General features: G+C 60.5%; 19 protein-coding genes. 4 read left to right on the top strand and 15 right to left on the bottom strand.

Annotation, left to right across the window (positions count from 1 at the left end; genetic code table 11):
• Nucleotides 1-22 precede the first annotated feature (22 nt).
• A complete protein-coding gene (locus AC0L26_RS18780) occupies nt 23-1,216 on the top strand; it encodes an ABC transporter substrate-binding protein (RefSeq protein WP_473633903.1) in 1,194 nt (397 codons plus the stop codon).
• Between the two features lie 151 nt (nt 1,217-1,367).
• Here AC0L26_RS18780 and AC0L26_RS18775 read toward each other — a convergent pair whose 3' ends face one another.
• From AC0L26_RS18775 to AC0L26_RS18735, 9 genes are all read right to left on the bottom strand, one after another.
• A complete protein-coding gene (locus tag AC0L26_RS18775; RefSeq protein ID WP_473633902.1) occupies nt 1,368-2,036 on the bottom strand; it encodes a nuclear transport factor 2 family protein in 669 nt (222 codons plus the stop codon).
• The gene (locus tag AC0L26_RS18770; protein ID WP_473633901.1) at nt 2,033-3,415 is read right to left on the bottom strand and encodes an aspartate aminotransferase family protein; all 1,383 of its coding nucleotides are present in this window, start codon (nt 3,413-3,415) and stop codon (nt 2,033-2,035) included. Before AC0L26_RS18770 ends, AC0L26_RS18775 begins: the two co-directional genes overlap by 4 nt.
• An 88-nt stretch (nt 3,416-3,503) precedes the next feature.
• Nucleotides 3,504-4,235 carry a LamB/YcsF family protein gene (locus tag AC0L26_RS18765; protein ID WP_473633900.1) on the bottom strand — a complete coding sequence of 244 codons (732 nt, stop codon included), beginning with the start codon at nt 4,233-4,235 and terminating at the stop codon, nt 3,504-3,506.
• 12 nt (nt 4,236-4,247) lie between these two features.
• Nucleotides 4,248-6,596 (bottom strand): xanthine dehydrogenase family protein molybdopterin-binding subunit, encoded by a 2,349-nt coding sequence (locus AC0L26_RS18760; protein ID WP_473633899.1) that lies wholly within the window; start codon nt 6,594-6,596, stop codon nt 4,248-4,250.
• Nucleotides 6,589-7,086: a (2Fe-2S)-binding protein gene (locus AC0L26_RS18755; RefSeq protein ID WP_473633898.1), complete on the bottom strand. Its 498-nt coding sequence runs from the start codon at nt 7,084-7,086 to the stop codon at nt 6,589-6,591. Before AC0L26_RS18755 ends, AC0L26_RS18760 begins: the two co-directional genes overlap by 8 nt.
• Nucleotides 7,083-7,934 (bottom strand): FAD binding domain-containing protein, encoded by an 852-nt coding sequence (locus tag AC0L26_RS18750; protein ID WP_473633897.1) that lies wholly within the window; start codon nt 7,932-7,934, stop codon nt 7,083-7,085. The genes AC0L26_RS18755 and AC0L26_RS18750 overlap by 4 nt, the downstream gene beginning before the upstream one ends.
• A gap of 157 nt (nt 7,935-8,091) precedes the next feature.
• Nucleotides 8,092-10,059, bottom strand: a complete 1,968-nt coding sequence (locus AC0L26_RS18745; RefSeq protein ID WP_473633896.1) for a hydantoinase B/oxoprolinase family protein — start codon at nt 10,057-10,059, stop codon at nt 8,092-8,094.
• A gap of 3 nt (nt 10,060-10,062) precedes the next feature.
• Nucleotides 10,063-12,090: a hydantoinase/oxoprolinase family protein gene (locus tag AC0L26_RS18740; protein WP_473633895.1), complete on the bottom strand. Its 2,028-nt coding sequence runs from the start codon at nt 12,088-12,090 to the stop codon at nt 10,063-10,065.
• 104 nt (nt 12,091-12,194) lie between these two features.
• Complete coding sequence (locus AC0L26_RS18735) at nt 12,195-13,175, bottom strand: AraC-like ligand-binding domain-containing protein (protein WP_473633894.1); 981 nt, start codon at nt 13,173-13,175, stop codon at nt 12,195-12,197.
• A gap of 35 nt (nt 13,176-13,210) precedes the next feature.
• On the opposite strand from AC0L26_RS18735, the gene AC0L26_RS18730 reads away from it, so the two are divergent.
• The 3 genes from AC0L26_RS18730 (at nt 13,211) to AC0L26_RS18720 (ending at nt 15,896) form a co-directional block, all read left to right on the top strand.
• Nucleotides 13,211-13,603 (top strand): allophanate hydrolase-related protein, encoded by a 393-nt coding sequence (locus AC0L26_RS18730; protein ID WP_473633893.1) that lies wholly within the window; start codon nt 13,211-13,213, stop codon nt 13,601-13,603.
• A gap of 985 nt (nt 13,604-14,588) precedes the next feature.
• Nucleotides 14,589-15,125, top strand: coding sequence for a DnaJ domain-containing protein (locus tag AC0L26_RS18725; RefSeq protein WP_473633892.1), 537 nt, complete (start codon nt 14,589-14,591; stop codon nt 15,123-15,125).
• A gap of 240 nt (nt 15,126-15,365) precedes the next feature.
• Nucleotides 15,366-15,896, top strand: a complete 531-nt coding sequence (locus AC0L26_RS18720; RefSeq protein WP_473633891.1) for a hypothetical protein — start codon at nt 15,366-15,368, stop codon at nt 15,894-15,896.
• A 199-nt stretch (nt 15,897-16,095) separates the two neighbouring features.
• Here the strand turns inward: AC0L26_RS18720 and AC0L26_RS18715 are convergent, their stop codons facing one another.
• From AC0L26_RS18715 to AC0L26_RS18690, 6 genes are all read right to left on the bottom strand, one after another.
• The gene (locus AC0L26_RS18715) at nt 16,096-17,079 is read right to left on the bottom strand and encodes an acyltransferase family protein (RefSeq protein WP_473633890.1); all 984 of its coding nucleotides are present in this window, start codon (nt 17,077-17,079) and stop codon (nt 16,096-16,098) included.
• 311 nt (nt 17,080-17,390) lie between these two features.
• Nucleotides 17,391-18,380, bottom strand: coding sequence for a phosphatase PAP2 family protein (locus AC0L26_RS18710; RefSeq protein ID WP_473633889.1), 990 nt, complete (start codon nt 18,378-18,380; stop codon nt 17,391-17,393).
• Nucleotides 18,381-18,443: 63 nt separating this feature from the next.
• Nucleotides 18,444-19,133 carry a methyltransferase family protein gene (locus AC0L26_RS18705; protein ID WP_473633888.1) on the bottom strand — a complete coding sequence of 230 codons (690 nt, stop codon included), beginning with the start codon at nt 19,131-19,133 and terminating at the stop codon, nt 18,444-18,446.
• Nucleotides 19,105-19,902 (bottom strand): sterol desaturase family protein, encoded by a 798-nt coding sequence (locus AC0L26_RS18700; protein WP_473633887.1) that lies wholly within the window; start codon nt 19,900-19,902, stop codon nt 19,105-19,107. Before AC0L26_RS18700 ends, AC0L26_RS18705 begins: the two co-directional genes overlap by 29 nt.
• A 105-nt stretch (nt 19,903-20,007) precedes the next feature.
• Entirely contained in the window at nt 20,008-20,532 is a 525-nt protein-coding gene (locus AC0L26_RS18695; protein ID WP_473633886.1) for a prepilin peptidase, read from the bottom strand.
• A 9-nt stretch (nt 20,533-20,541) separates the two neighbouring features.
• Nucleotides 20,542-21,084: a tetratricopeptide repeat protein gene (locus AC0L26_RS18690; protein WP_473633885.1), complete on the bottom strand. Its 543-nt coding sequence runs from the start codon at nt 21,082-21,084 to the stop codon at nt 20,542-20,544.
• Between the last annotated feature and the right edge of the window lie 44 nt (nt 21,085-21,128).

Raw genomic sequence — 21,128 nt, 5'->3', positions numbered from 1 at the left:
GAAAACAAAAAAGGAGACGTGCATGACATACAAAATGAGAATTGTCGCAACCGCTCTGGCCTCGATGTCCATCGCATACCCGGCCCTGGCCGATGACGAGACTATCGTCATCGGCTTCGCCACTGCGGAGTCGGGCTTCATGGAAGCCTATGACAAGCCTGCCCAAGAGGCGGCCTTGATTCGCATCGACGAGATCAATGCGGCTGGCGGTCTGCTTGGAAAGCAGATCAAGGTTGTCAAGGCCGACACCAAGTCCGACCGGGCCGAAGGCGCCAAGGCGGGCCTCTCCGTGCTCGACCAGGACGCCGATCTCGTGGTCGTCTCCTGCGACTACGACTTCGGATCGCCGGCTGCGCTCGCGGCCGAGGACGCAGGCCATATCTCCTTCTTCCTGTGCGCGGAATCGGTCAAGGCCGGTATCCAGGGTGTCGGCCCGCACAGCTTCTCTGCGTCGGTGCTGGCGGCCGTGCAGGGAGCGACCATGGCCGAGTGGGCATTCAAGGAAAAGGGCGCAAAGGACTTCTACCGTCTGCTCGATACCTGGACGGCCTACAACAAGGGCATCTGCGACGGCTTCGACTGGATGATGCCGAAGCTCGAAGCCCAGGGCGCGAAGCTTGTCGGTGAAGACACCTTCAAGAACGAGGACGCCTCCATCGCCGCGCAGATCACCCGCATCAAGTCTCTGCCGAAGGAGCCGGATGCGATCATGCTTTGCACGATGATGCCGGGCGCTGTCTCGGCCATCAAGCAGCTTCGCGCCGCGGGTATCAACTCCATGATCCTGAACGGCTCGGGCGTCGACGGTAGCTATTGGCTCTCGGCTGTACCCGATCTGACGAACTTCTACGTCCCCGTTCAGGGATCGATCTATGGCGACGATCCCAATCCGGCCGTGCTGAAGTTCAATGCCGCGTACAAGGAGAAGACAGGCGCCGATCCCTCGAGCCAGTATGTTTTTCCGGGTTACGTCATGGTCGACGTCTGGGCCAAGGCGGTGGAGCGTGCAGGCACGACCGACGCCGACGCGGTCGTCGCGGAACTGGAAAAGATGAAGAATGAGCCGACGCTGTTCGGGCCTCGCACCTTCACGCCCGAACTGCATCACCAGAACCAGACGCGGTACCTGATCGTCGAGACCAAGGCCGGCAAACCGGGTGTTGTAGGCAACTGGACGATTTCCGAGCCGGTACCGATGGAAGCCTTGCTCAAGTAGGAGAAGATGGGCCGGATAATCCGGCGCTTGATATGCGAAAGGCCCTGTTGCTTTGGGACGACCGGGCCTTTCGTCTTTTGACGATCTTGCTTTGAAAAAAGAGGACGGCCCGCTTGGACCGCCCTCACAGCCCGATGAATTCAGATTTTCGCTACCCTCGCGCTTTGCGGTAGGAATCCTTGAGCGCTATGAGCTCCCCCGAAAAAGCGAAGATATCGCAGCCGTCGACTTCGATTTGCTGCCCCGCTGCCGTGGTGCCGACGAAGCGCCATGATGAAAGCCCGGTATCGCCCGTCACGACGTGCCGTCCCCTGGTCCACACGGCTTTCGGGAAGGCATCGAACAGCGCTGCATAGGCGACGCGCACGGCGTCACGCCCCATATGCTTGCGCCCTTCGGCATCGGGGCCGGCCGAGCCGTGGAAAGCGCAATTCTCAGCCATGCAGTCCATCAGCGCGCCCATGTCTCGGGCGTTCCAGGCCGCGAGGAACCGGTCGAGCACGGCGAGCCGCCTGGCTGCGAGGTCACCAGCCTCAACGACCTCGACCTCCAGGAAGGCGAGCGGTGCATCGCCGGCATTGATGACGTTGTGAGCCACACCCGTCCGCCGCGAATAGGGTACCCCTTGGGTGAGAGCGGCTTGCGATTGCGCGCCGTCCGGGCCTTCGAGACCGAGCTTGCCGTCCGTAAGCGGCACGATGACGTAGTCATGGCCATGGATGTGCCAGCCGGTCTCGGCCCCGGTGGCAAACCGCCATTCGGTGACCCGGAAGCGTTCGTCGTCGATATGGACGACCGGTTCGGCTTTCATACGGGTCATTCAAGTCCCTCCTCGGCAACCGCACCGGTCAGGCGCTCGAGCATCCGGCCCATGCGCGTCATGATTTCCTTCACATCGTCTTCTGTCGAGATCATCGGCGGACAGAGCGCGAGCTGGTCGCCGATGGCGCGGAAGATGAGGCCTTCTTCGTGGCCGATCCCTCCTGCGATAGTCCCTGCGCGCCCAATCTTGGCGAAGGGGCGTTTCGTCGCCTTGTCTGCCACCAGCTCAACGGCGCCGATAAGACCGGTGCCCCGCGCTTCGCCGACAAGCGGGTGGTCGGTGAATGAGCGGATGCCGGCCTGGAACGACGCCTCAAGGCGGGCCGCGTTTCCGATCAGGTCCCGCTCTTCGAAGATGGCGAGGTTTTCGAGACCCACTGCCGTGGCGACCGGATGACCCGACGCCGTGAAGCCGTGGCCGAAATTGCCGATCGTTGCGGTGTTGTCGGCGATCGCCTGATAGATAGCCTCCGAGAACATCACCGCGGCCAGCGGCATGTAGGAGGAGGTAATCTGCTTGGAAAGCGTCATGATATCGGGCGTGAAGCTGAATTTCTGGCAGCCAAAGGGCGTGCCGAGCCGCCCGAAACCACAGATCACCTCGTCTGCTATCAGAATGATATCATTTGCCCGGCAGATTTTCTCCACGCCTTCCCAGTACCCGACCGGCGGTGGCAGAACGCCGCCGGCTGCCATAAGCGGCTCTCCTATGAAGGCTGCGATGGTGTCAGCCCCTTCTTCCGCGATCACCGCCTCCAGCTCGGCGAGCAGACGCGCCGTGAAGGCGGCTTCGTCTTCGCCTTCCATGCCGAAACGATAGAAGTGCGGGCAGGTCAGGTGGCGAACGGGAATCGCCGGCAGATCGAAGTCGCGATGGTTGATCGGCAGGCCCGTCAGGCTGCCAGAGGCGACGGTGATGCCGTGATAGCCCTTGGTCCGTGCCAGGAACTTCTTCTTTTTGGGCCGGCCCAGCGCGTTGTTCATGAACCACATCATCTTGACGATGGTGTCGTTGGCTTCCGAGCCCGACGACGTGAAGAAGACACGCGTCAGGTTTTCCGGCGTCATCTCTACGAGTTTCTCTGCGAGCCGGATGGACGGCTCATGCGCCTTGGAGGAGAAGGTGTGGTAGTAAGGCAGCTTCAGCATTTGCTGATAGGCAGCGTCGGCCAACCGCCTTTCCGAAAAGCCGACGGCCACCGACCATAGCCCCGCGAGCCCTTCGATGTATTCCTTGCCGCGCTCGTCATACACGCGGATGCCGTCGCCGCGGCTGATGATCAGCGGTCCGGTTTGTTCGTGCTGACGCAGGTTGGTGTAGGGGTGCATTGTGCTGGCGATGTCGGCGGCGGCGAGAGAGTTGGAAAGCGCGTCCATGGAAGTCCTCAGCGGCTTGTGGAATGGCAGTGAGTTCGAGATGGTCCTCGATCCCGTGCGTAGAGCTTTCACGATCCGGAAAAATGAATCATGGGAGGCTTGTCGAATGGGTGTCGATGATCCGCCGCATCAGCGCGGCGACGTCGCGCGCATTCGGCGGATCGGAGTGGATGCAGACGGTGTCGAAGTCGACCGGGCGGATCGTGCCGTCTGTCGTGACGAGTTCGCGTCGGGTAAGCGCCCCCACCATTCGGTGCTCGGCGAGCGTCAGGTCGATGGCCGACTGTACGCGCGGGATGATCAGGCTGCCGCCGGGAGCGTAGGCAAGATCGGGAAAGAACTCGCCCACGAAGGCAACGCCGAGTTCAGCTGCTGCCGTCTCGTGACAGGTTCCCGCCATGCCAAAGAGCGGGATGCCGAACGGCTTGACCGCCGCGGCAATCGCCCGGGCAGTATCCATGTCGTGCGCGGCCATGCCGTAGATGATGCCATGCGGTTTGACATGGCTGAGTTGCCCGCCCTCGGTGGCCAGCATTCCTGTCAGCGCACCGATTTGGTAGAGGAAGGCGGCTGTCAGTTCCTCCGGCTGAAGTTTCATTTCGCGCCGACCGAACCCCTCGCGATCGGGAAGGGAGGGATGCGCGCCAACCTGCTTTCCATGAGAAAGCGCGAGCCGCACGGTCTTCAGCATCGTCCATGGATCGGAGGCGTGGAAGCCGCAGGCGATGTTGGCGCAATCGATATGAGGCATGATGCCGGCATCGTCGCCGAAGCGCCAGTTGCCGTAACTTTCCCCCATGTCGCAGTTCAGGGTGACCATGGTTTGCTTGCCTCAGCCCAGAGTGTTTGCTGCCCAGCCGGGGGCGATGTGCGGGAATTCCGGCGGTGGTTCGCGCTCGTGCAGCAGTCGAAGCACGCGCGGCGGCGTCAGTGGCAGTTGCTGCACCGGCTTGCCGATGGCGCGCGCCACCGCACAGCCGATCGCCGCGCCCACGGCCAGGATCGGGACCTCGCCCGCGCCCTTGGTGCCTAGAGGCCCCATCGACGGTGCGCCCTCGTAGAGGTCGGCGGCGACTGGAACCACGTCCTGCACCAACGGCAGGCGATAGGTCTCGAAATCGTCCTGCGCGATGCGTCCGTCGGCGGTGAGCGTCACCTCCTCATGCAACGCATAGCCCAGCCCCTGCACCACGCCGCCCTGTATCTGGCCCAGGATGGCGCGTGGATTGAGCGCGCGGCCGACATCTTGAACCACGCGATAGGCCAGCACCTCGACATGACCGGTGTCCTGATCAACCGCCACCTCGGCCTCGTGAACGACGAAGACGGGGATGTCGAGGGCATCGATGAAATGCCCCATGGCGCAGCCGGACATTGCCGGGGTGTTCCTGGCGGTAAAGGCTCCGCTTCCCGTGATCGGGCCGGTGGTGGCCTGCGCATGGGCGACGACGGCGGGGATCGACATGCCGGAACCGGGACGTCCGATGATCTCGACACGACCGTCCCGCAGCACAAGGTCTTCCGGTCGGGTCTGGAGTATCTCGCCGGCGGTCCGCAGCAGCTTCTCCCGCACCTCTGCACAGGCGGCGATGCTCGCAGCACCAATGGACACTGTGGTGCGCCCACCGCCGACGCCGACATCGAGGCCGGCGGCATCTGTGTCGGCTTCGCGCACGATTACCTGGTCGGGAGCGAGGCCAAGCTGCCCAGCCACCATCTGCGGCAGGGATTGCACCATCGTGCCCGATCCGATCTCCACACCCGACGTGACCAGCGTTGCACTGCCGTCGGCGTTCAAGTTCACCGTTGCCGCCGAGGGTCCGACGAAAACGAACCATGTGCCGACCGTGGTCGCAATTCCATAGAGTCTGCCGTCGGCCTTCGCTTCTGATGTGCCGGTACTGGCACGCAACACCTCCATACGATCGAGCATCGGACCCAGCACGTCGGCCTCGAAAACCTGGCCCGTGGCACCGAGATCGCCATCTCCAAGGACATTTTTCTTCCGGAACTCCATTGGGTCGAAGCCTAGCGCATCGCAGATTTCGTCAGTGTGTCGCTCCAACGCGAATGTGTTGTAGACGCCGTTGCAAGCTCGGAAAGCACCGTTGGGTGGTGTGTTGGTGTATACGGCGCGGCTGACGAGCCGCGTTGCGCCGACCCTGTAATTGCCGCCCAGCGTGTGCGCCGTCATCGTCGTCAGGAAGACCTGCTCACCGCCATACGCACCGCAATCCATCAGCACGACCGCCTCGCGCCCGGCGATGTATCCTTCGGCGGTGACAGCGGACCGAATGCGAATTTCCGCATTCTCGCGGCAGAGGCAGGTTGCCATCTCTTCCTGCCGGGTGTTTTCCAGGACCACCGTGCGCCCGGTCATCCGCGCCAGAAGTGCCGTGATAGGCTCGATGGACGCATCGAATTTCAGGCCGAACCCGCCACCGACAGGGGGTACAGTGACCCGGACACGCCCGGGTGGAAGCTGCATGACCCTTCCGGTGACGTTGCGCACGGTCCAAGGCACCTGCGTCGAGGTCTGGATGTGAGCACGGCCGTCCTCCCAGGAGCCGATGGCAACGCGCGGTTCGAAGGGCACATGGCTCTGCCGACCGACGGTGAAGCTGCTCTCGACAATGCGTATATCGGGACGGGCGAAGGCCGCATCGACGTCACCGCGGCTGGATTTTGCCTCCCATGCGATGTTACCGGCACGTGCGCCGCCCTCCGTGATCACCTCATAGCCGCGCCAGCCCTCGTGGACGAGGCGGGCGGCGGGCTGGAGCGCTTCGGCCATGGTGAACACCGGTGCCAGCGGCTCGACCTTGAGCATGATGGCGGCAAGTGCTGCCCGCGCCTGCTTCTCCGTCTCGGCGGCGATGACGGCGATTGGCTCGCCGTGATAGCGGATCGTGTCGATCGCCAAGAGCGGATGATCGGCAATGCCGATGCCGTAGAGCCCTGGCGCATCGGCGCCGGTCGCCACCGCGCGCACGCCAGGACAGCGAAGCGCCGCCGAAACGTCGAGCTTGCGGATACGCCCCGCGGAAACGGTCGACCGCAGCAGCACGGCATGCAACATGTCGGAGCGAATGCGGTCGTTGGTGTATTTCGTCCGCCCGCGCAGCTTGTCCTGCGCATCGCGGCGGGGAAGATTCATCACCGTGGCGGACAGCTCAGACATGGATGCCTCCCACCAACTGGCCATCCTTCCGCGCTTGGTCGAGGCATTCGGCCACGGCGTCGACGATCCGCTCATATCCCGTGCAGCGGCAGATGTTGCCGACCATCGCCGCCTTGATTTCGGGACGGCTCGCATGCGGATTGTCGCGCACGAACGCCGAAAGGCTCATGACCATTCCCGGAAAACACATGCCGCATTGCACGACATCGGCCGCCTCGAAATTGACCTGGAGCGGGTGCAGCGCCTGGTTTCCAGAACTCATTCCCTCGATGGTCGTCACCGCGCATCCATGGACGAGTCCAACCGGCTTCAGGCAGGACGGCACTGCTTCGTCGTCGACATGCACCGTGCACGCGCCGCAAAAGCCTTCGCGGCACACGGCTTTGGTCCCCGTCAGGAATCGTTCGTGCCGCAAGATGTCGACGAGCGGCGTCATCGGATCGCCATCGAAGCGGCAGTCCTCGCCATTCAGCTGGAATGTCACGGTCATGCCAGGCCCCCGGTCTTGAGAAGTGCGGCAACACCGCGCTTGACCAGCGGCGGAAGAACCTGGCGCCGGTACCAACCCTCCGCTTCCTTGCCATCGCGGCCCTGAAAATCATTGTGCTCCAGTGCAAGGTTGGCGGCGCGTTCCGGATCGAGGGCGGCGGCCGGGCCTGCTCTCATGGCCTGTTCGAGCGCCGTCCAGCGCCGCGCTACAGGCTCCACCGAGCCGACGGCGATGCGACATCGTTTGTCCTTGTCCACTCCGAGGGAGACGATGGCGACCGGATAGTCGCCGGCTTTCCGAAGCGGCAGTCGGATATGAGCACTTGCGACCAGGTCGCGGCGCAGATGAATTCTCGTCACAATCGCTTCGGCCAGCAGCGTAAGCCTGTCTTTGAGGAAATCCGAAATACCGAGGAGTTTTGGGCCTTCGAACGTCTCCAGTTCCACGGTCGCCTCACAGACGAGAAGCGCGGGGGCGAGATCGGCGGCGGCAAAGTCGAGGGCACAAAGGTTGCCGCCCACGGTGGCGACCCTTCGGATGCCGGGATTGGCCGCACCGTCCGCCGCGGCAACCAGACCTTCGAAGCCCACAGCCCCGTGCAACGCGCGGCCAAGGACTGCATGGGTAACGGCTGCGCCTATCACGACATGGTCCGGTTCGATTTCGACCTTGGACAAGGCCGGTATTCGGTGGAGTGCGACCACCGCCTCGGGAAGGTCGACCCCGCGCCGTGGATCACGCATCATCCAGGTGCCGCCGGCAAGCACCGCCGCACCTTGCCGGCGTGCGGCCATTGCCTCTTCAAGTGTGCTGGCTGCGGTGAACGATCGTTCCACGCTTGGTGCCATCTGTCATACCCCTCGGAAGCAGCCAAATTTCGCGGCGCTGCAGCATTGTTGCTCCAGCTTTAGGCTCCTGTGAAATAGTAATTCTTTGAATATCGTATCGAGAAAACAGATAACTCCATGCGCGCGCCCGCAAGGTTTGCGGCACGCCCTTTAGCGCTCAGGCCCAGTAAGCGACCGTCCGCTTCTCAAAGCTCTCACGGAACTGGGCGGTGGTTTTAGGGAGGAGTTCGCCAGTCTCCCAGTCGAGGATCACGGCATAGTGCCGAACCGCATCGAGCGTATCGATCTCGCCGGAGCGGTATTTGCGCGCGACCTCCTCAGGATCCATACGTGCCCGGTCCTTCCGTTTCGCCCGGATGTCGGCACGGCAGGCTTCGGTTGCCGTCCCATCGATTTCGTACTGGCACAGGTCGCGGTCGATTTTGCGGATCACCACCCCGTAGTCAGTCTTGGCGCGCTCCAGAGAAACGTAGTCGTCGATCACGTCCTCCATCACCTTGCGGGGCTCACGCTCCAGTGGATCGCCGAAACCACCGCCGCCGGCCGTCGGACGAGCGAACTGGTCGCCTGTGTGGACGGAGTAATCGGAGAATACGGAGCCGAGCCAAATCTCGGTCTCTTCTCCGGCGCGCTTCATGGTCAAGCCGTGGGGCATCGACGGCACCCCCCCTTCGACGCCCCAGACGACAGCGCGCTCGCGGTCGCAAATATAGGACATGACGGCATTTTCGGCCTCAAGCAACAACGAGGTTTTCTGCACGCCGACACCGCCCCGCCATTTGCCGGGCCCCGCTGAATCCTGCTTGATCTGGAACTCGATCGTCCGAGTCGGGTTCACCCGCTCGTTGCCTTCGTTGGGTTGCGACATCAGCCCGGTTCCGAAGCAGGCGGTGGTGACATCTGCACCATCCTTGCCGTTACGCCCGCCCCAGCCGCCGGGCAGCCATTCGTAGAACATGAAGATCGGCTTTTCGGGTTTGCGCGCGTCCCGTCCCCCGGCCAGCAGATATTCCAGGTTGAAGGCGCAGGCGATAGCGCGTTCGGGCATGATCTTCGACCACATCTCGAAGATCGCGTTCATGATCTTTTCGAACGGCATCAGGAACCCGGTCACCGCCACCGGCCATTCCGCGCTGACGATGCTGTTCTTTGGCGCGGTTACCTCGATCATCCGGTAAAACCCACTGTTGAGTGGAAGGTCCGGGAAGAAGGTCTTCATGCCAGCAACCACGGCCGAGAAGGTCGCGCCTGGGGCTGAATTGTACATCGAGGCAATGGTCGAATGGCTTCCCGTAAAATCGTAGTGGATCGTGTCGCCCTTGATGGTCATCTTGATGCGGATCGGGATCATGCCTTCGCCGGCACCGAGATCCCGGTCGATGTAGTCGACCGTCTCCCAGGTGCCGTCGGGCAGCTCCGCGAGACGCTTTCGCACGGCACGTTCGACGTAGTCCTGGACCTCCTCCATACCGCGCATGACCTGGCCGCGCCCATACTTCTTGACCAGCCGCAACAGTTCGCGCTCGGCGGCCTGCGTCGCCTGCGCCTGGGAATGGATGTCGCCAATGATCGATGCGGGATCGCGCGTGTTGGCGGCGATCATGTTGGCGACGTCGGAGCAGAAGCGGCCGCGCTGGAAAAGGCGCAACGGCGTGATCCGCAGGCCTTCGCGGAACATGTCTCGGGCGGTGACGTCGAAGGAACCCGGCACCGAGCCGCCCAGATCCGACCAGTGTCCGTTCGACTGGGAGAAGCCGATCAGTTTGTCTTCGTCGAAGATCGGCCGGACGAGCCGAACATCGCTGAAATGCGTACCGCCGGCATAGGGATCGTTGATTGCGTAGACGTCGCCGGGTGCCATATCGCCTTCGAAGACCCGGATCACCTCCTTGCAGGTGTTGTGCAGCGTGCCGACATGGACCGCGATGTCGTAGTTGCCCTGGGCGACTGAGTTGCCATCGGCGTCGTGCAGGGCGTTCGAAAAGTCTCGGTTGTAGATGACGAAGGAATAGCAGGTGCGAAGCATCTGTTCAGCCATCTGGTCGACGGTGGTGATGAAGGAGTTCTTCAGCACCTCGAACGTTACCGGATCGAGGCCGGGGCTCGTTTCAATCAGCTTTGTCATGTCTCAGCCTTTCGTCACGATGAGAATGTTCCGGAAGCCATCGACGGTCGCGCTCATTCCCGGCGGAACCACGGTGGTGGAATCGAACTGTTCGACAATGGCAGGCCCTGTGAAGGCAGCGCCGGCGCTGAGTTGCTCACGCTCATACACGGCCGCGTCATAAGATACGCCGTCGAACCAGACGCTGCGGCGGCCGACCGGCTGTGGCTTATGCGGCAAGACTTCATGCCGCGGTATCTCGGCTTTCGGGACGATGCCGATCGCCTTGACCGCGATGCGGAAGATCGACACCGGCGCCTCTTCGCGGCGGTAATTGAACTCGCGCTCATGCTCGTTGTGGAATGCCTCGATCAGCGAGCAGATGCTCTCGATCCGCGCCGGGGCTGACACCGCAAGCGAGCGCCACTGGCCCAGGTACATCATCTCGACCGTACGCTGCAGCGCCATGTCTTCCTGCGCCACGCCCTCATGGGCCAGGCGCTCGACAGCCTGTTTTTCCATCAGGACAAACGCCGACTGCATCTCGGCGGGCGAGACGGTCGAAGCATCGGCCATGAAGCTTTCGGAGAAATCGTGCTGCACGTCGACGAGAAGGCAACCGAGCGCGGAGGTGACGCCGGGATTGGGCGGCACGATCACGGTTGGAATCGAAAGCTCCTTTGCCACGGCCGCTCCATGCAAAGCGCCTGCACCGCCGAATGCGACGAGTGCGAAGTCTCGTGGATCATAGCCTCGGCTGATGGAGAGAAGCCGGACGGCATTGCCCATATTCGCGTTGGCGACGGCGATGATCGCCTCGGCCGCTTGGTGGAGTTCCATTCCGAAGGGTGCCGCCACAGTCTCCTGCACCGCCTGGGCGGCCAAGCCGGGGTCGAGCGTGATCTTGCCGCCTGCAAGGCTGGTGCCGAGACGGCCGAGCACGACATTGGCATCGGTGTTGGTGGCGGTGCGGTTGCCATTCTTGTAGCAGGCCGGGCCCGGAAAGGCGCCGGCGGACTGCGGTCCGTTGCGCAAGCTGCCGCCCTCGTCCTGCCATGCCAACGACCCGCCGCCCGCGCCGATGGTCAGCACCTCGATGGAGGGGAAGCGGATCGGATATCCGAATTCGATGTACCAGTCTTTTGTAATGCGCGACTCCCCGTTCCATGCGAGCGAGACGTCGGTGCTGGTGCCGCCCATGTCGAAGCCGATCGAGTTTGGGAAGCCACAGAGATTTCCGATGAAGCGGCTTGCGATCGCGCCGGCAGCAATGCCCGATCCTGCGAGCCGGGCCGAGAAATCCCTGACGCTTGCGGGTGTCATGACCCCGCCACCGCTGTGCAGCAACAGGAGATCTCGCTTGTATCCAGCCGCGGCAAGCTTTTCTCCGAGACGCGACACGTAGTCAACGACGACAGGGGCACAGACGGCATTCGCCATGGTGGTGGAAAAACGCTCGTGCTCGAAGATTTCCGGCATTACCTCCGAGGAGATCGAGACCGGCAGATCCGGCATGGCCTCGTTCAGGATCTCACGCATGCGGCGTTCATTGGCGCCGTTGACATAGGAGTTCATGAAGCAGACGGCGATGGACTTGACCTGCCGTCTCTTGAGAATGTCCGCGACGCGGCGCGCAGCCTCTTCGTCCAGAGCTTCCAGGATCGTGCCCTCGGCACTGACCCGTTCCCGGACGGTCAGCCGGTCGCGGCGCGGGATATAGGGCTTGGCGACATCCTTGTAGGTATCCCAAAGGTCTTCCTTGTTAGCGCGACGGATCTCGACAACGTCACGGAAACCCTCGGTGCAGACCATTGCGGTGCGTGGCAGGCGGCGGGTGATCAGCGCATTGGTGGCGACCGTGGTGCCGTGAGAGAACATCGTCACCTGCGAAAGATCGATGCGGCCCTGCTCCACGCCATTCATGATGGCCTGCATGGGATCGTCAGGCGTGGAGGCGGTCTTCTCGATGCGGATCGCGCCGCTGTCTTCGTCCATGATGCAGATGTCGGTGAAGGTCCCTCCAACATCGACGGCAACTCTTATTCTGCTCATGACAGTTCCTTCGCAGGGTCTTTGCGGGCAAGGCCCGGCTTTCGCCGCCCCTTTGCCGGGATGACGTCGTAAAACATGATGGATTGGCCCGGATTTCGTCGGGTCTAGTGCCGCTGTCTTAAGGTCGAAGCGCGGCCTGCCCGGTTCGCTGCTTCGCGACGGGTATCCGTCGGTGCGCAGCCGAACCGCGTCCGGTAGTGCTTGCAGAACTGAGACTGGTCGGCAAAGCCCCAGCGGTAAGCAATCTCGGCAACGCTGCTGATGTTGGTCACCGACATCAGCTCCTCGGCGCAAAGTTCAAGCCGGGCGTCGCGGATGAAGCCGTTGATCGACTGGTTGCTGTCCTGAAAAAGAACCTGCAGGTAACGCAGGGAGATGCCGCAGGCATCGGCCACCGCCTGTGGGCCGAGGGCGGAATTCTTCAGGTTGTCGCGAATATACTGCTCGGCGCGATGCAAATGGCCGGCCCGGATCGACGAGATGCTGCTGTCCAGCACGCGATCGTCGCTCACGATCGACAGGCACAGCATTTCCAGGATGTGCCTGCCCATCATCTCGCGAGCGACTTCAGTGATCTCATCGACATGGCCGATCGTGGTTCGCACCGTGTCGAGGAAGAGCGCGGCGACGCCTTGGGTTGCGTCGAAACTGAGTGCACTGAGCCGTTCGGCAGACCCGATCCGCGCCCGAACGCTCGATGACGGCACCTTCAGGACCCACAGCGCGTTTGGCTTGCCGTGCCAGAATTCGTAGGGCGCATCTCCCCTCTCAAGGAGGAAACCTCCCGGACCGCAATTGACGGTCCTCGATCCTTGCGAGAAATTCACCTCCGACATCTCGGGGATGGTGATGAGCAGGCTGGCGTCACGCTCGTTGAGGAAATGGCGGCGATGGCGGCGATAACTTACAGCATCGCAACGCATTTTAGACACGCTGACGAGCCCGAGAGAGAAGGTTTCCAGCGTGCCTGAAAACTCTCGACGGTTCCGATACTCGGTGTCGAGCGGAAAATAGGCTTCGGTAACAGCGGCTTGCCAGGCATCACCGCCTGCGGGACCGCCGATCGTATCGACGACGTATTTCATTCCCCGACCTTTCTGGTTGGCCCCCGGTTAGCCCGGTGTTTTCTGAAGATTACAGGAATCCGCCCGCGCGTATTGGTCAAAAACGAACAAATTTATGTGGTCGTTGGCAGCTGGCTCTATTCGCTGGCTGGCCAGTCCGTGCCCAAGCCGGGGCTGATCCGTGTCGTCGAGGGCGGCGCTGCCGTCGAGGTCGAGGTCTGGGGCTGTCGGCCGATGCCTTCCGCCGCTTCGTCGCGGTTATCCCGCCCCCGCTCGGCATCGGCACCATCGAGCCCGAGGACGACAATTCGGCCAAGGGTTTCCTGGTCGAAACCGCTGGCCTCGGCGGTGCATCCGACATCTCGTCCTTCGGCGCGCCGTTGTCGGTTCTGATCGCCCCAGGCAGGCCGAATTCCTTGAAAACGCTTTCGAACACGGTGAAAGCATAGACCTCCTTGGTGGTGTGAAGCGCTGTCCGCGCTCGCCGCTTCGGAAAGGCATCAGTTCGTCATCAAGGCAGCCGTTGAACTCACAGCGAGATTTGATCCGGGATCGCTACCATTGCGCCGGAATTTAGTGGTTATTCAGAGCGTTAGCAAAATCTGGCAACGGGAGCCTGTTTTGCTCGCACCCCTGCAATTCGGCGATCCCGATCGGCCGGTAGTTCGCATTGAGTCAGTGCGGCGATAAGCAGAGAACAATCTAGTTCCTCAGGGAACGAAACCCCTAGGTCACTCTGAGTTGCCATACGAAGCGACTTCAATCTTGCTGTCTTCGCGGCGCGTTCGGCGCGCTCAGCCTCAGCCATCACCTTCGCGGAGCGACTAACATTCCTATTTTCCAGCCAACACATCTGTTCGATCCCGCGAAAAGTTCATCTCGGACGCTTGCCGTCTTTCCGGGCCGATTTTTCGCGACCACCAAGGCCAGTTCGGATCCAATTCCGCCTTTTCTCTTTACCGAGCCTTTTCAGCGCCGGTGCGCCTTCATGCCCTGATTCAATTGCGATTGTCGCCCTTCGTTGTGATGAAGTCGGTTCGATCGTTGACGCTAAGATCCGCGTTGCCGCCAGGCGCGCGGGCCGATCGCCTTGGCAATAGCCGTTGGGGCGAAAACGGTCTTGGGCGTCATTGAACGGAACCTACTGTCCATCGACCTCAACACTGGGGTCTGACGCGAGCCGACGTATATCGGCGGATGACCGGAATGAGGGCAGCCCTTTGCAGGGGCGAAGCTTGCGCGCTAGTATCTGCAAAACGGGGAAGGGGACTAATGCCACGAATTGAGCGAGTAGAGACCCGCAAGCGCGGATTTCTGGCCTTCAACGTGTTGATGGGCATCATCGAGCGCACCATCGACTAGCTATGACCGCAAGACACTCCGGCGACGTTCTCTCGACTGTGTGCGCAATAGCGATGTTGTGGGAGCACCACTTTGTTCATTGACTACTACGAACTCCTGGAAATCAGCCCGAACGCCAACTCGGAAACGATAGAACGGGTATTTCGTTATTTTGCTATGCGCTACCATCCCGACAATCAGGATACCGGCGATGCTTCACGCTTCAGTGAAATCGCGGAGGCCCATAATACTCTCAAAGATCCTGTCAAACGCGTGCAGTACGACATTCAGTATAAAGACCATTTTAAACTTCGCCGTGAGTTGATTGAGGAAGTCAGCAACACTAAAGGAATCGAACGGGACGGCGTCATTCAAGCCAAACTGCTCTCGCTACTTTATGTCAAACGCCGACAAGACGTCAACAATCCTGGCATTGGCGATGAAGAACTCGAACGCATGTCGCGCTGTCCGCGTGAACATCTGGAGTTTCATCTCTGGTATCTAAAAGCAAAAGGCTGGATAGGAAGGGTCGAAAACGGGATGTTCGCGATTACCGTAGAAGGCATCGATCGCGCCAATACTGAACATCGTCGTGACACCACCACCAGACTACTGGACGACAGAGGCTGAGGCGCGCTTGGAGGAAGGGCGAAAAGATGAAAGGAAAGGCCACAACCGCTACAGATATGGCCGAAGCGGTAGGCATCGAACCCAAGGCATTTCGGCGAGCCCTCAGGGCTGAGCATTTCGATTGGCACAGCCGATATTCTGCCTGGGAGGTGGACGTCAAAAGCCCGCAGCATCTAGCGATGCAAAAGGTGCTACTCGCTCTTCTGGCCAACAAGGCTCCGATCTAATGGAAATGCGGCTTTGACCGGCGAGCCCGTGAAGAAGAAGCCGATCCCCGGCACCGGAATGACGCCATTTGGGGTCTATCGCCTGGGTCAATGCTATCGGGCAAATGCCGATGCGCTTGAAGCCGCCGGCCAAATCCATACGCGCTTTTCTGACCACCCGAGAAGGCTGCTTTATTTCCAGGCGCTGGAGCATTTCCTTCGCTGTTTTCTTCTCCTTTGTGAGCGCAAAACGCTGGCACAGATCCGCGACTATAACCACAACTTCGCTGCCATGCTTGACGAGAGCAACGCTCACGGGCTGCGTGTGACGGAGGCGGTTGAGAAATTCATTCGGTCTCGCACGTCGGCCAATGACTACGTTCTAGTTCGCTATGACTTCTCATTGGAGGATCGTGATAACAACAACCCCGGCCGGCCACCGAGCATGAAGGAACTCGAACAAGCGGTTTGGGAACTCGAACAGGTCGTTGCTTTGGCGATCAAGGCCACAGGCATAGAGGTCATCCCGAACCCCTTAGAGCCAATCTCTAAGGCCCGAAGCTAATCGCGCTGCTACCAATCCGCCATCCTCTCGCCGATTGATTAGCCATGAGGCGTAGAAGTGCCTCAACGCGTGCAAGCCAGTATATTTGGCCCGCTTGATCGGTTCACCTTTGTCGTCTTTCTCGGCGATCCCGGCGTCGAGCGATCGTGACGCCATTGTCGCCGACTTCAAGGCCTGGGTAGAGGTCTAAAGTGGCTGGTTAGGCCGCGGTGGGGAAGACTCGCACGTGGCCGAGCCACCAGCGAAGCGGAAGTTCGAGGCGGACATACATCCGCCACGCCAAGAGGACGGACGTTCCAACACCTATCGCGATGATGAGGTCCGGATTGATCGGGTAGGACATCCAGACGACCAGTAGAAGCGATATCGGCAGGGTGTGGACGAGATATAGCATGTAGGAGGCATCACCAAGGATCGTCCACGCGCTCGGGCTTGCCTCGATATGCATCGTGCCGAAGACGATCAGTGCGGCCGGCACGCCGTACACCAGAACGCGCTGGAACCCTTCCACGCCTTCGAGGTATTCCATGGTGCCGCCTTTCGGAGCGATCCCGACGAAGCCGGCGCCGATCATAGCGATGACGCCAATCGTGAGGCACCATACGCCGCGCGGCCGTTTCGGTGCATAGGCAAGTGCGACGCCGAAGGCGAACTCGATGATCAGCGGATTGCCGAGAAACTGGAACACCGGACCAGCTGAGCGATATACCATCGCGAATCCGAATATGCCGAGAATGCCTAAGAGCAGCCGCCGGTCGATCAACACGATGGTGGCCGCCGCATAGAACAGCATCTCGAAGCAAAGAGTCCACGCTGGGGGAAGTGCCGGCGCCGTCATCCGATCAGTGGCTGGCCAGAGGAAGACGGTCGCTACCACATCCCGCCATCCGAAGCCTGCCTTGGACGCAACTATCGCATACGGGATGCTTAGCAGCAGATAGAGCGGGACGATGCGCCGGAACCGCCGCCATGCGAACGCTTGCCAAGTCAGGCCAGGCGCTGTTTTGGCAATGATCACGCCCGATATGACTAAGAAGATGTCGACGCCGGCCCTCCCGGCGACCTGGAAATCATGAGGCAACAAGCCGTTTGACCCTGTGGCGGCCACCGCCGTTTGCGCGGCATGGACGTAGACGACCATTAGAGCGGCAACAAACCGCAGTATTTGTAGAGACCAGATCAAGCAAAATCCCCAAAAGCCCGTCTTTTATTATTCAACCACTTGGCAGGCGGTCCCGCAAGGCGACGTCTGCAACCTGCCCGCGAGGGCGGCAAGTAACTGGCATGCTTGTTCAGCTAAAAGCCTTTGCTCCGGGCGGCAGTCCGGCGCTGCTGAAGGCTGTCGCCGCCGCCGACCTTGATAGCGTCGGGATCAACACGCCTCTGCGCCTCTGCCACCGGACGCGCCGCTCGACCCGGTGGTCGGCATCAGGGCGGCAATCGCGTTCTGGAGCAAAAGCGGCTGCAACAAGCCGGCAACGCCCCCGTGGCGACTCAGCGGCCCGCTTCCGATCCCACCGCTGATCTCGCGACTCTGTCGGCCTCTCCGCGTTCATAAGCGCCAATCATTCTCACGGCAAGGATCGAAGCAACGCCAACCATTGCGCCAGCAAGCACATCAATCAGGTGATGCCCACCCTCGGGAAGGGTGCCGACGATCATCAGAGCATTCAAAACAGCTATCGGCCACATCAGCCAGCGATAGTCGCGAAGCGCATAGATGATTATTATACCGAGAGTTGTATGGTAAGACGGGAAGGTGACCAGTCCGTTGCTTCTGGTCATGATCAGATCGAACGGTTTGCCAGATCGCAGTGCCATCAAAGTCTCGTGATGCCACATGCCTGCCTGGGCGGTGAAATGGTTGAACTGTTCTGCAGTTGGCTTGAAGTACGCATAGGCGCCTTCAGCCGGTACGAGCGTCATTATCCCTCCAGCGAGCACTGATGAGACGGCTAGCATCGCGATGAACTGCAAGATCCTGTCATTTCTGTTTGTGGCCATATTCAACAATAGGACAAACGGCACCTGTGGTCCGAGCGCATGGTAGGCAACGATCAACACAGGAGCTACCAGCTGGTTATTTGTGACGGAGAGGAACCAAAGCCAATCAAAGCCCATTCGCGCGTCGATGGCAGCGAGCACCGGGTCGGCAAGCGGGCGCCCAGTGGCGCTGGCCACATGCATTAAAACAGTCGTGCAGATCAGCAGTGGGACAAAGGCTGCCGCGACAAGCACCAGGCTTCCAAGGAAATCGGATGCCCGGCGAACAAATTGGCCTGCCCGCGAGCGATCGTCCCGTAGGCGCCGTGTGACAAGCCACGAAACCAAACCAGCCAAGCAGATGCATAATGCCACTGCTCTAATGTCATGCCAGTTAAGTGGCGAAAAGCGGACGGTCGAATAGGGCAGCCACAGCAGGTCAACAGCCCCAAGTAGGCCTGAAGTGATCAACGTCGCGTAAAGGTAGTTTCTTGCGCCCATAATCCTCACCGCAGTATGGGATGAATTTACCCGCCTTGGGCGTGTTTTGAGATGCGACATATTCTATCGCGGCTCAGGCGCCGGCAAAGATGCGCCAGCGAAACGAGGCAAGAGCATCGGAACGCGTTGGGCGTATTCATGATATTCGGAAAACGTCGCTCGCAAGACCCTCTCCTCGTTGATTATCCGCCGATATTGAAAAGCGAGGGCGATCGCGCAGATTGCGACCGTCGCCCACGTCGGATTACCGAGAAGAATGCCGGACAGGACGATCGCTTCACAGGCGTAGAGAGGGTGCCGCACGACTTGATAGGGGCCTGCGGTGACGAGCCGTCTGGCCTGAGCAGAGATGCTGAACGATCTGCCGAGCCACCATAGGCACCAAACGCAAAGCGCGAAGCCGATGATGGTAATCAGGTTGGCAGTGAGCTCAATCTGCGGAAGTATCTCGACTCGAGGGACAGCGATCAAAGTTACGGTGGCAAAGCATCCGATCAGCGCCGAGATTCGGGGTTCAAGCCCTTGCGCTGTCTTCAGCGGCGGAAGACGCGCCACTGTCGTTGCTACAACGAGAACGAGGAAGCCGAGAGCGGCAACGTCCGCTACGACCCCGATAATTCGCGCTATTGACCATTCTGCGCCGCGAAGAGCTATAACCAATGCTCCGGCCTTCAAAGTCGCGCAGACCGTGAAGTAGAGTATCATCGTCGCGCGCCCGATGAAATCACGCGTCGCTGCTGGTGGGAGCTTCATGGATTTTGCCCTTCGGAATAAACGGATAGGCGAGTTGCTCGACGTAAGTTGGTGGAATGGGATCATCAACGCCATAGCGCTCCGGCACAGCTTTGCCAGGCAGGTGCATCGTTCCAAACAGCGTATCGATGAATGAAAGTTGGCCAGCGAAATTCTTGTCATATGCAGCGCGCTCGTGAGCGTGATGCCAGTGATGGAACTGAGGTGAGGCGATCAGCCATCGAAGCGGCCCGATGTTCAGCTTGACGTTGGCGTGAAGCAACAGCGCGTGGGCGTGAAAAACGAGCGCGAAAAGGGCGATCGACTGACTGCTAAAGCCCATCAAATACACAGGCACAAAGGAAGCGCTCTTCGTCAGAATTTGATCAACAGGATGGATCCTGTGCCCTGCCAACCAATCAAGCTCTTCTATACTGTGATGGATTGAATGAAAGCGCCACAGAAACGGGACAGCGTGAAAAGCACGGTGCGCGAAGTAAAAGCCAATGTCCGCGACGAGAATGATTTCTATCACCTGCAGCCAAACCGGCTGCGATGACACTGCTCTGCCGACATAGTCCGGCACCAGCCGCCCAACCGTGCTCGTTGCCAGTGTAACAGCCGCAATCAGGCCAAGCATTATCGGTACGCCATTGAACACGGCATAGATCAGGTCGTTGAAGAAGGCTTTCCTGAAAATCTTCTGGCTAGGTCGTAGGCCAAATAGGCGTTCGATCGGCACGAAGATCAGAGCCGTAATCAATAGCGCTTTGAGATTTAAAACGTCCATACGGCACCCCGCCGACAAGACCCAATGCAAGCACTTCATCAGTTTTAGCGCAAGCTAATGGTTTCCAGAAGGTTAATCTCGACTCTGGCAGCCCGGAGTTCGGCGCTAAAGCGGTAGCGCACCGAGAGCGTCGAGGCTGTATGCGATCTGGAATACTATCGTGCAAATCGCCGCTGCTGAAATAGGCACGCCAAACGGCACCACCCCTTTCCTATCCAGATGCTGGACGTAAACGCGAAAGGCGCCTGCCGGCAGCAGGAATGGATTCTTGACAAGCAGTGCCGCGACTAGCGCAAAAACCAGCAGCAGCACGGAAAACACGGCTAGGCCGCTGCCGCCGATCAGAACCGGCACCACCGCCATCAGCTTGACATCGCCGGCCCCGATCTTGCGCATGGCCCAGAACGGAAAGAGCGCGACAAACAGCAAAAGACCGGCAAGCCCGCTCAGGCCCATGTCCCACCACGACCCGGATTGCACCGACAGGAGCTGCAGCGAGCCCATACCCAGGCAAAGCAGCAGCAGCACATTCTGGTTGGATATCTTCTGGGTGGTGAAGTCGAGCCAGGCGATCCTTCCCAGCAGAGGAATGGCTAGTCCCTTCAGCAGCAGCGATGCGGCGAGCAACATGCTATCGCCTTACCGCTCGAGATTCTTCACGCTGGACGACAGGAGCTGCAGATTGTTGGCCACGGTCGGATCGTTGGGCGCCAGCTCGTAAGCCTTGAGGAAATTGCTGCGCGCGTCCTGCAGCTTGCCGCGCAGCAGATAGGAATAGCCGACATTGTTGTAATATTCGGGCGTCCCGCCGACCAGCCGGAAGGCCTGGCGATAGGCCAGGTCGGAGAGGTCGAAGCGGCGGATGCGATCGCTAGAGGCGGCCAGGCCCATCCAGGCACCACCATCATTGGGCGCCAGTTGCGTCGCCTTGTAGAACAGGGCGCCGGCGTTGCCATAGTTTTCCGCGCGGAACTGGTTCTTGGCTTCGGCGACGGCCTGGTCCGAGGCATAGTATTCGACGTCGCTGACCGTCTTCAGCCCGTCGAAGGCATCGCCAAAGGCTGTCACGTCACCTTTTGAGGGCTCGTTGGTGCGGACGACGCCGCTATCAGCCGTCTGACAGCCGGAAAGCACGATAAGCAGCAGGCTGGCTATGGCTGCGAGGCGCATTGGCCCAGTCATTTCGTCCCCCAAAAGAGTTCTCTCCGACTCTGTATTTCGACCAA

It is taken from the genome of Mesorhizobium sp. WSM4823 (assembly GCF_055811195.1).
The sequence above is the reverse complement of the archived record's forward strand: the minus strand, read 5'-3'. Positions and strand labels throughout refer to the sequence as shown.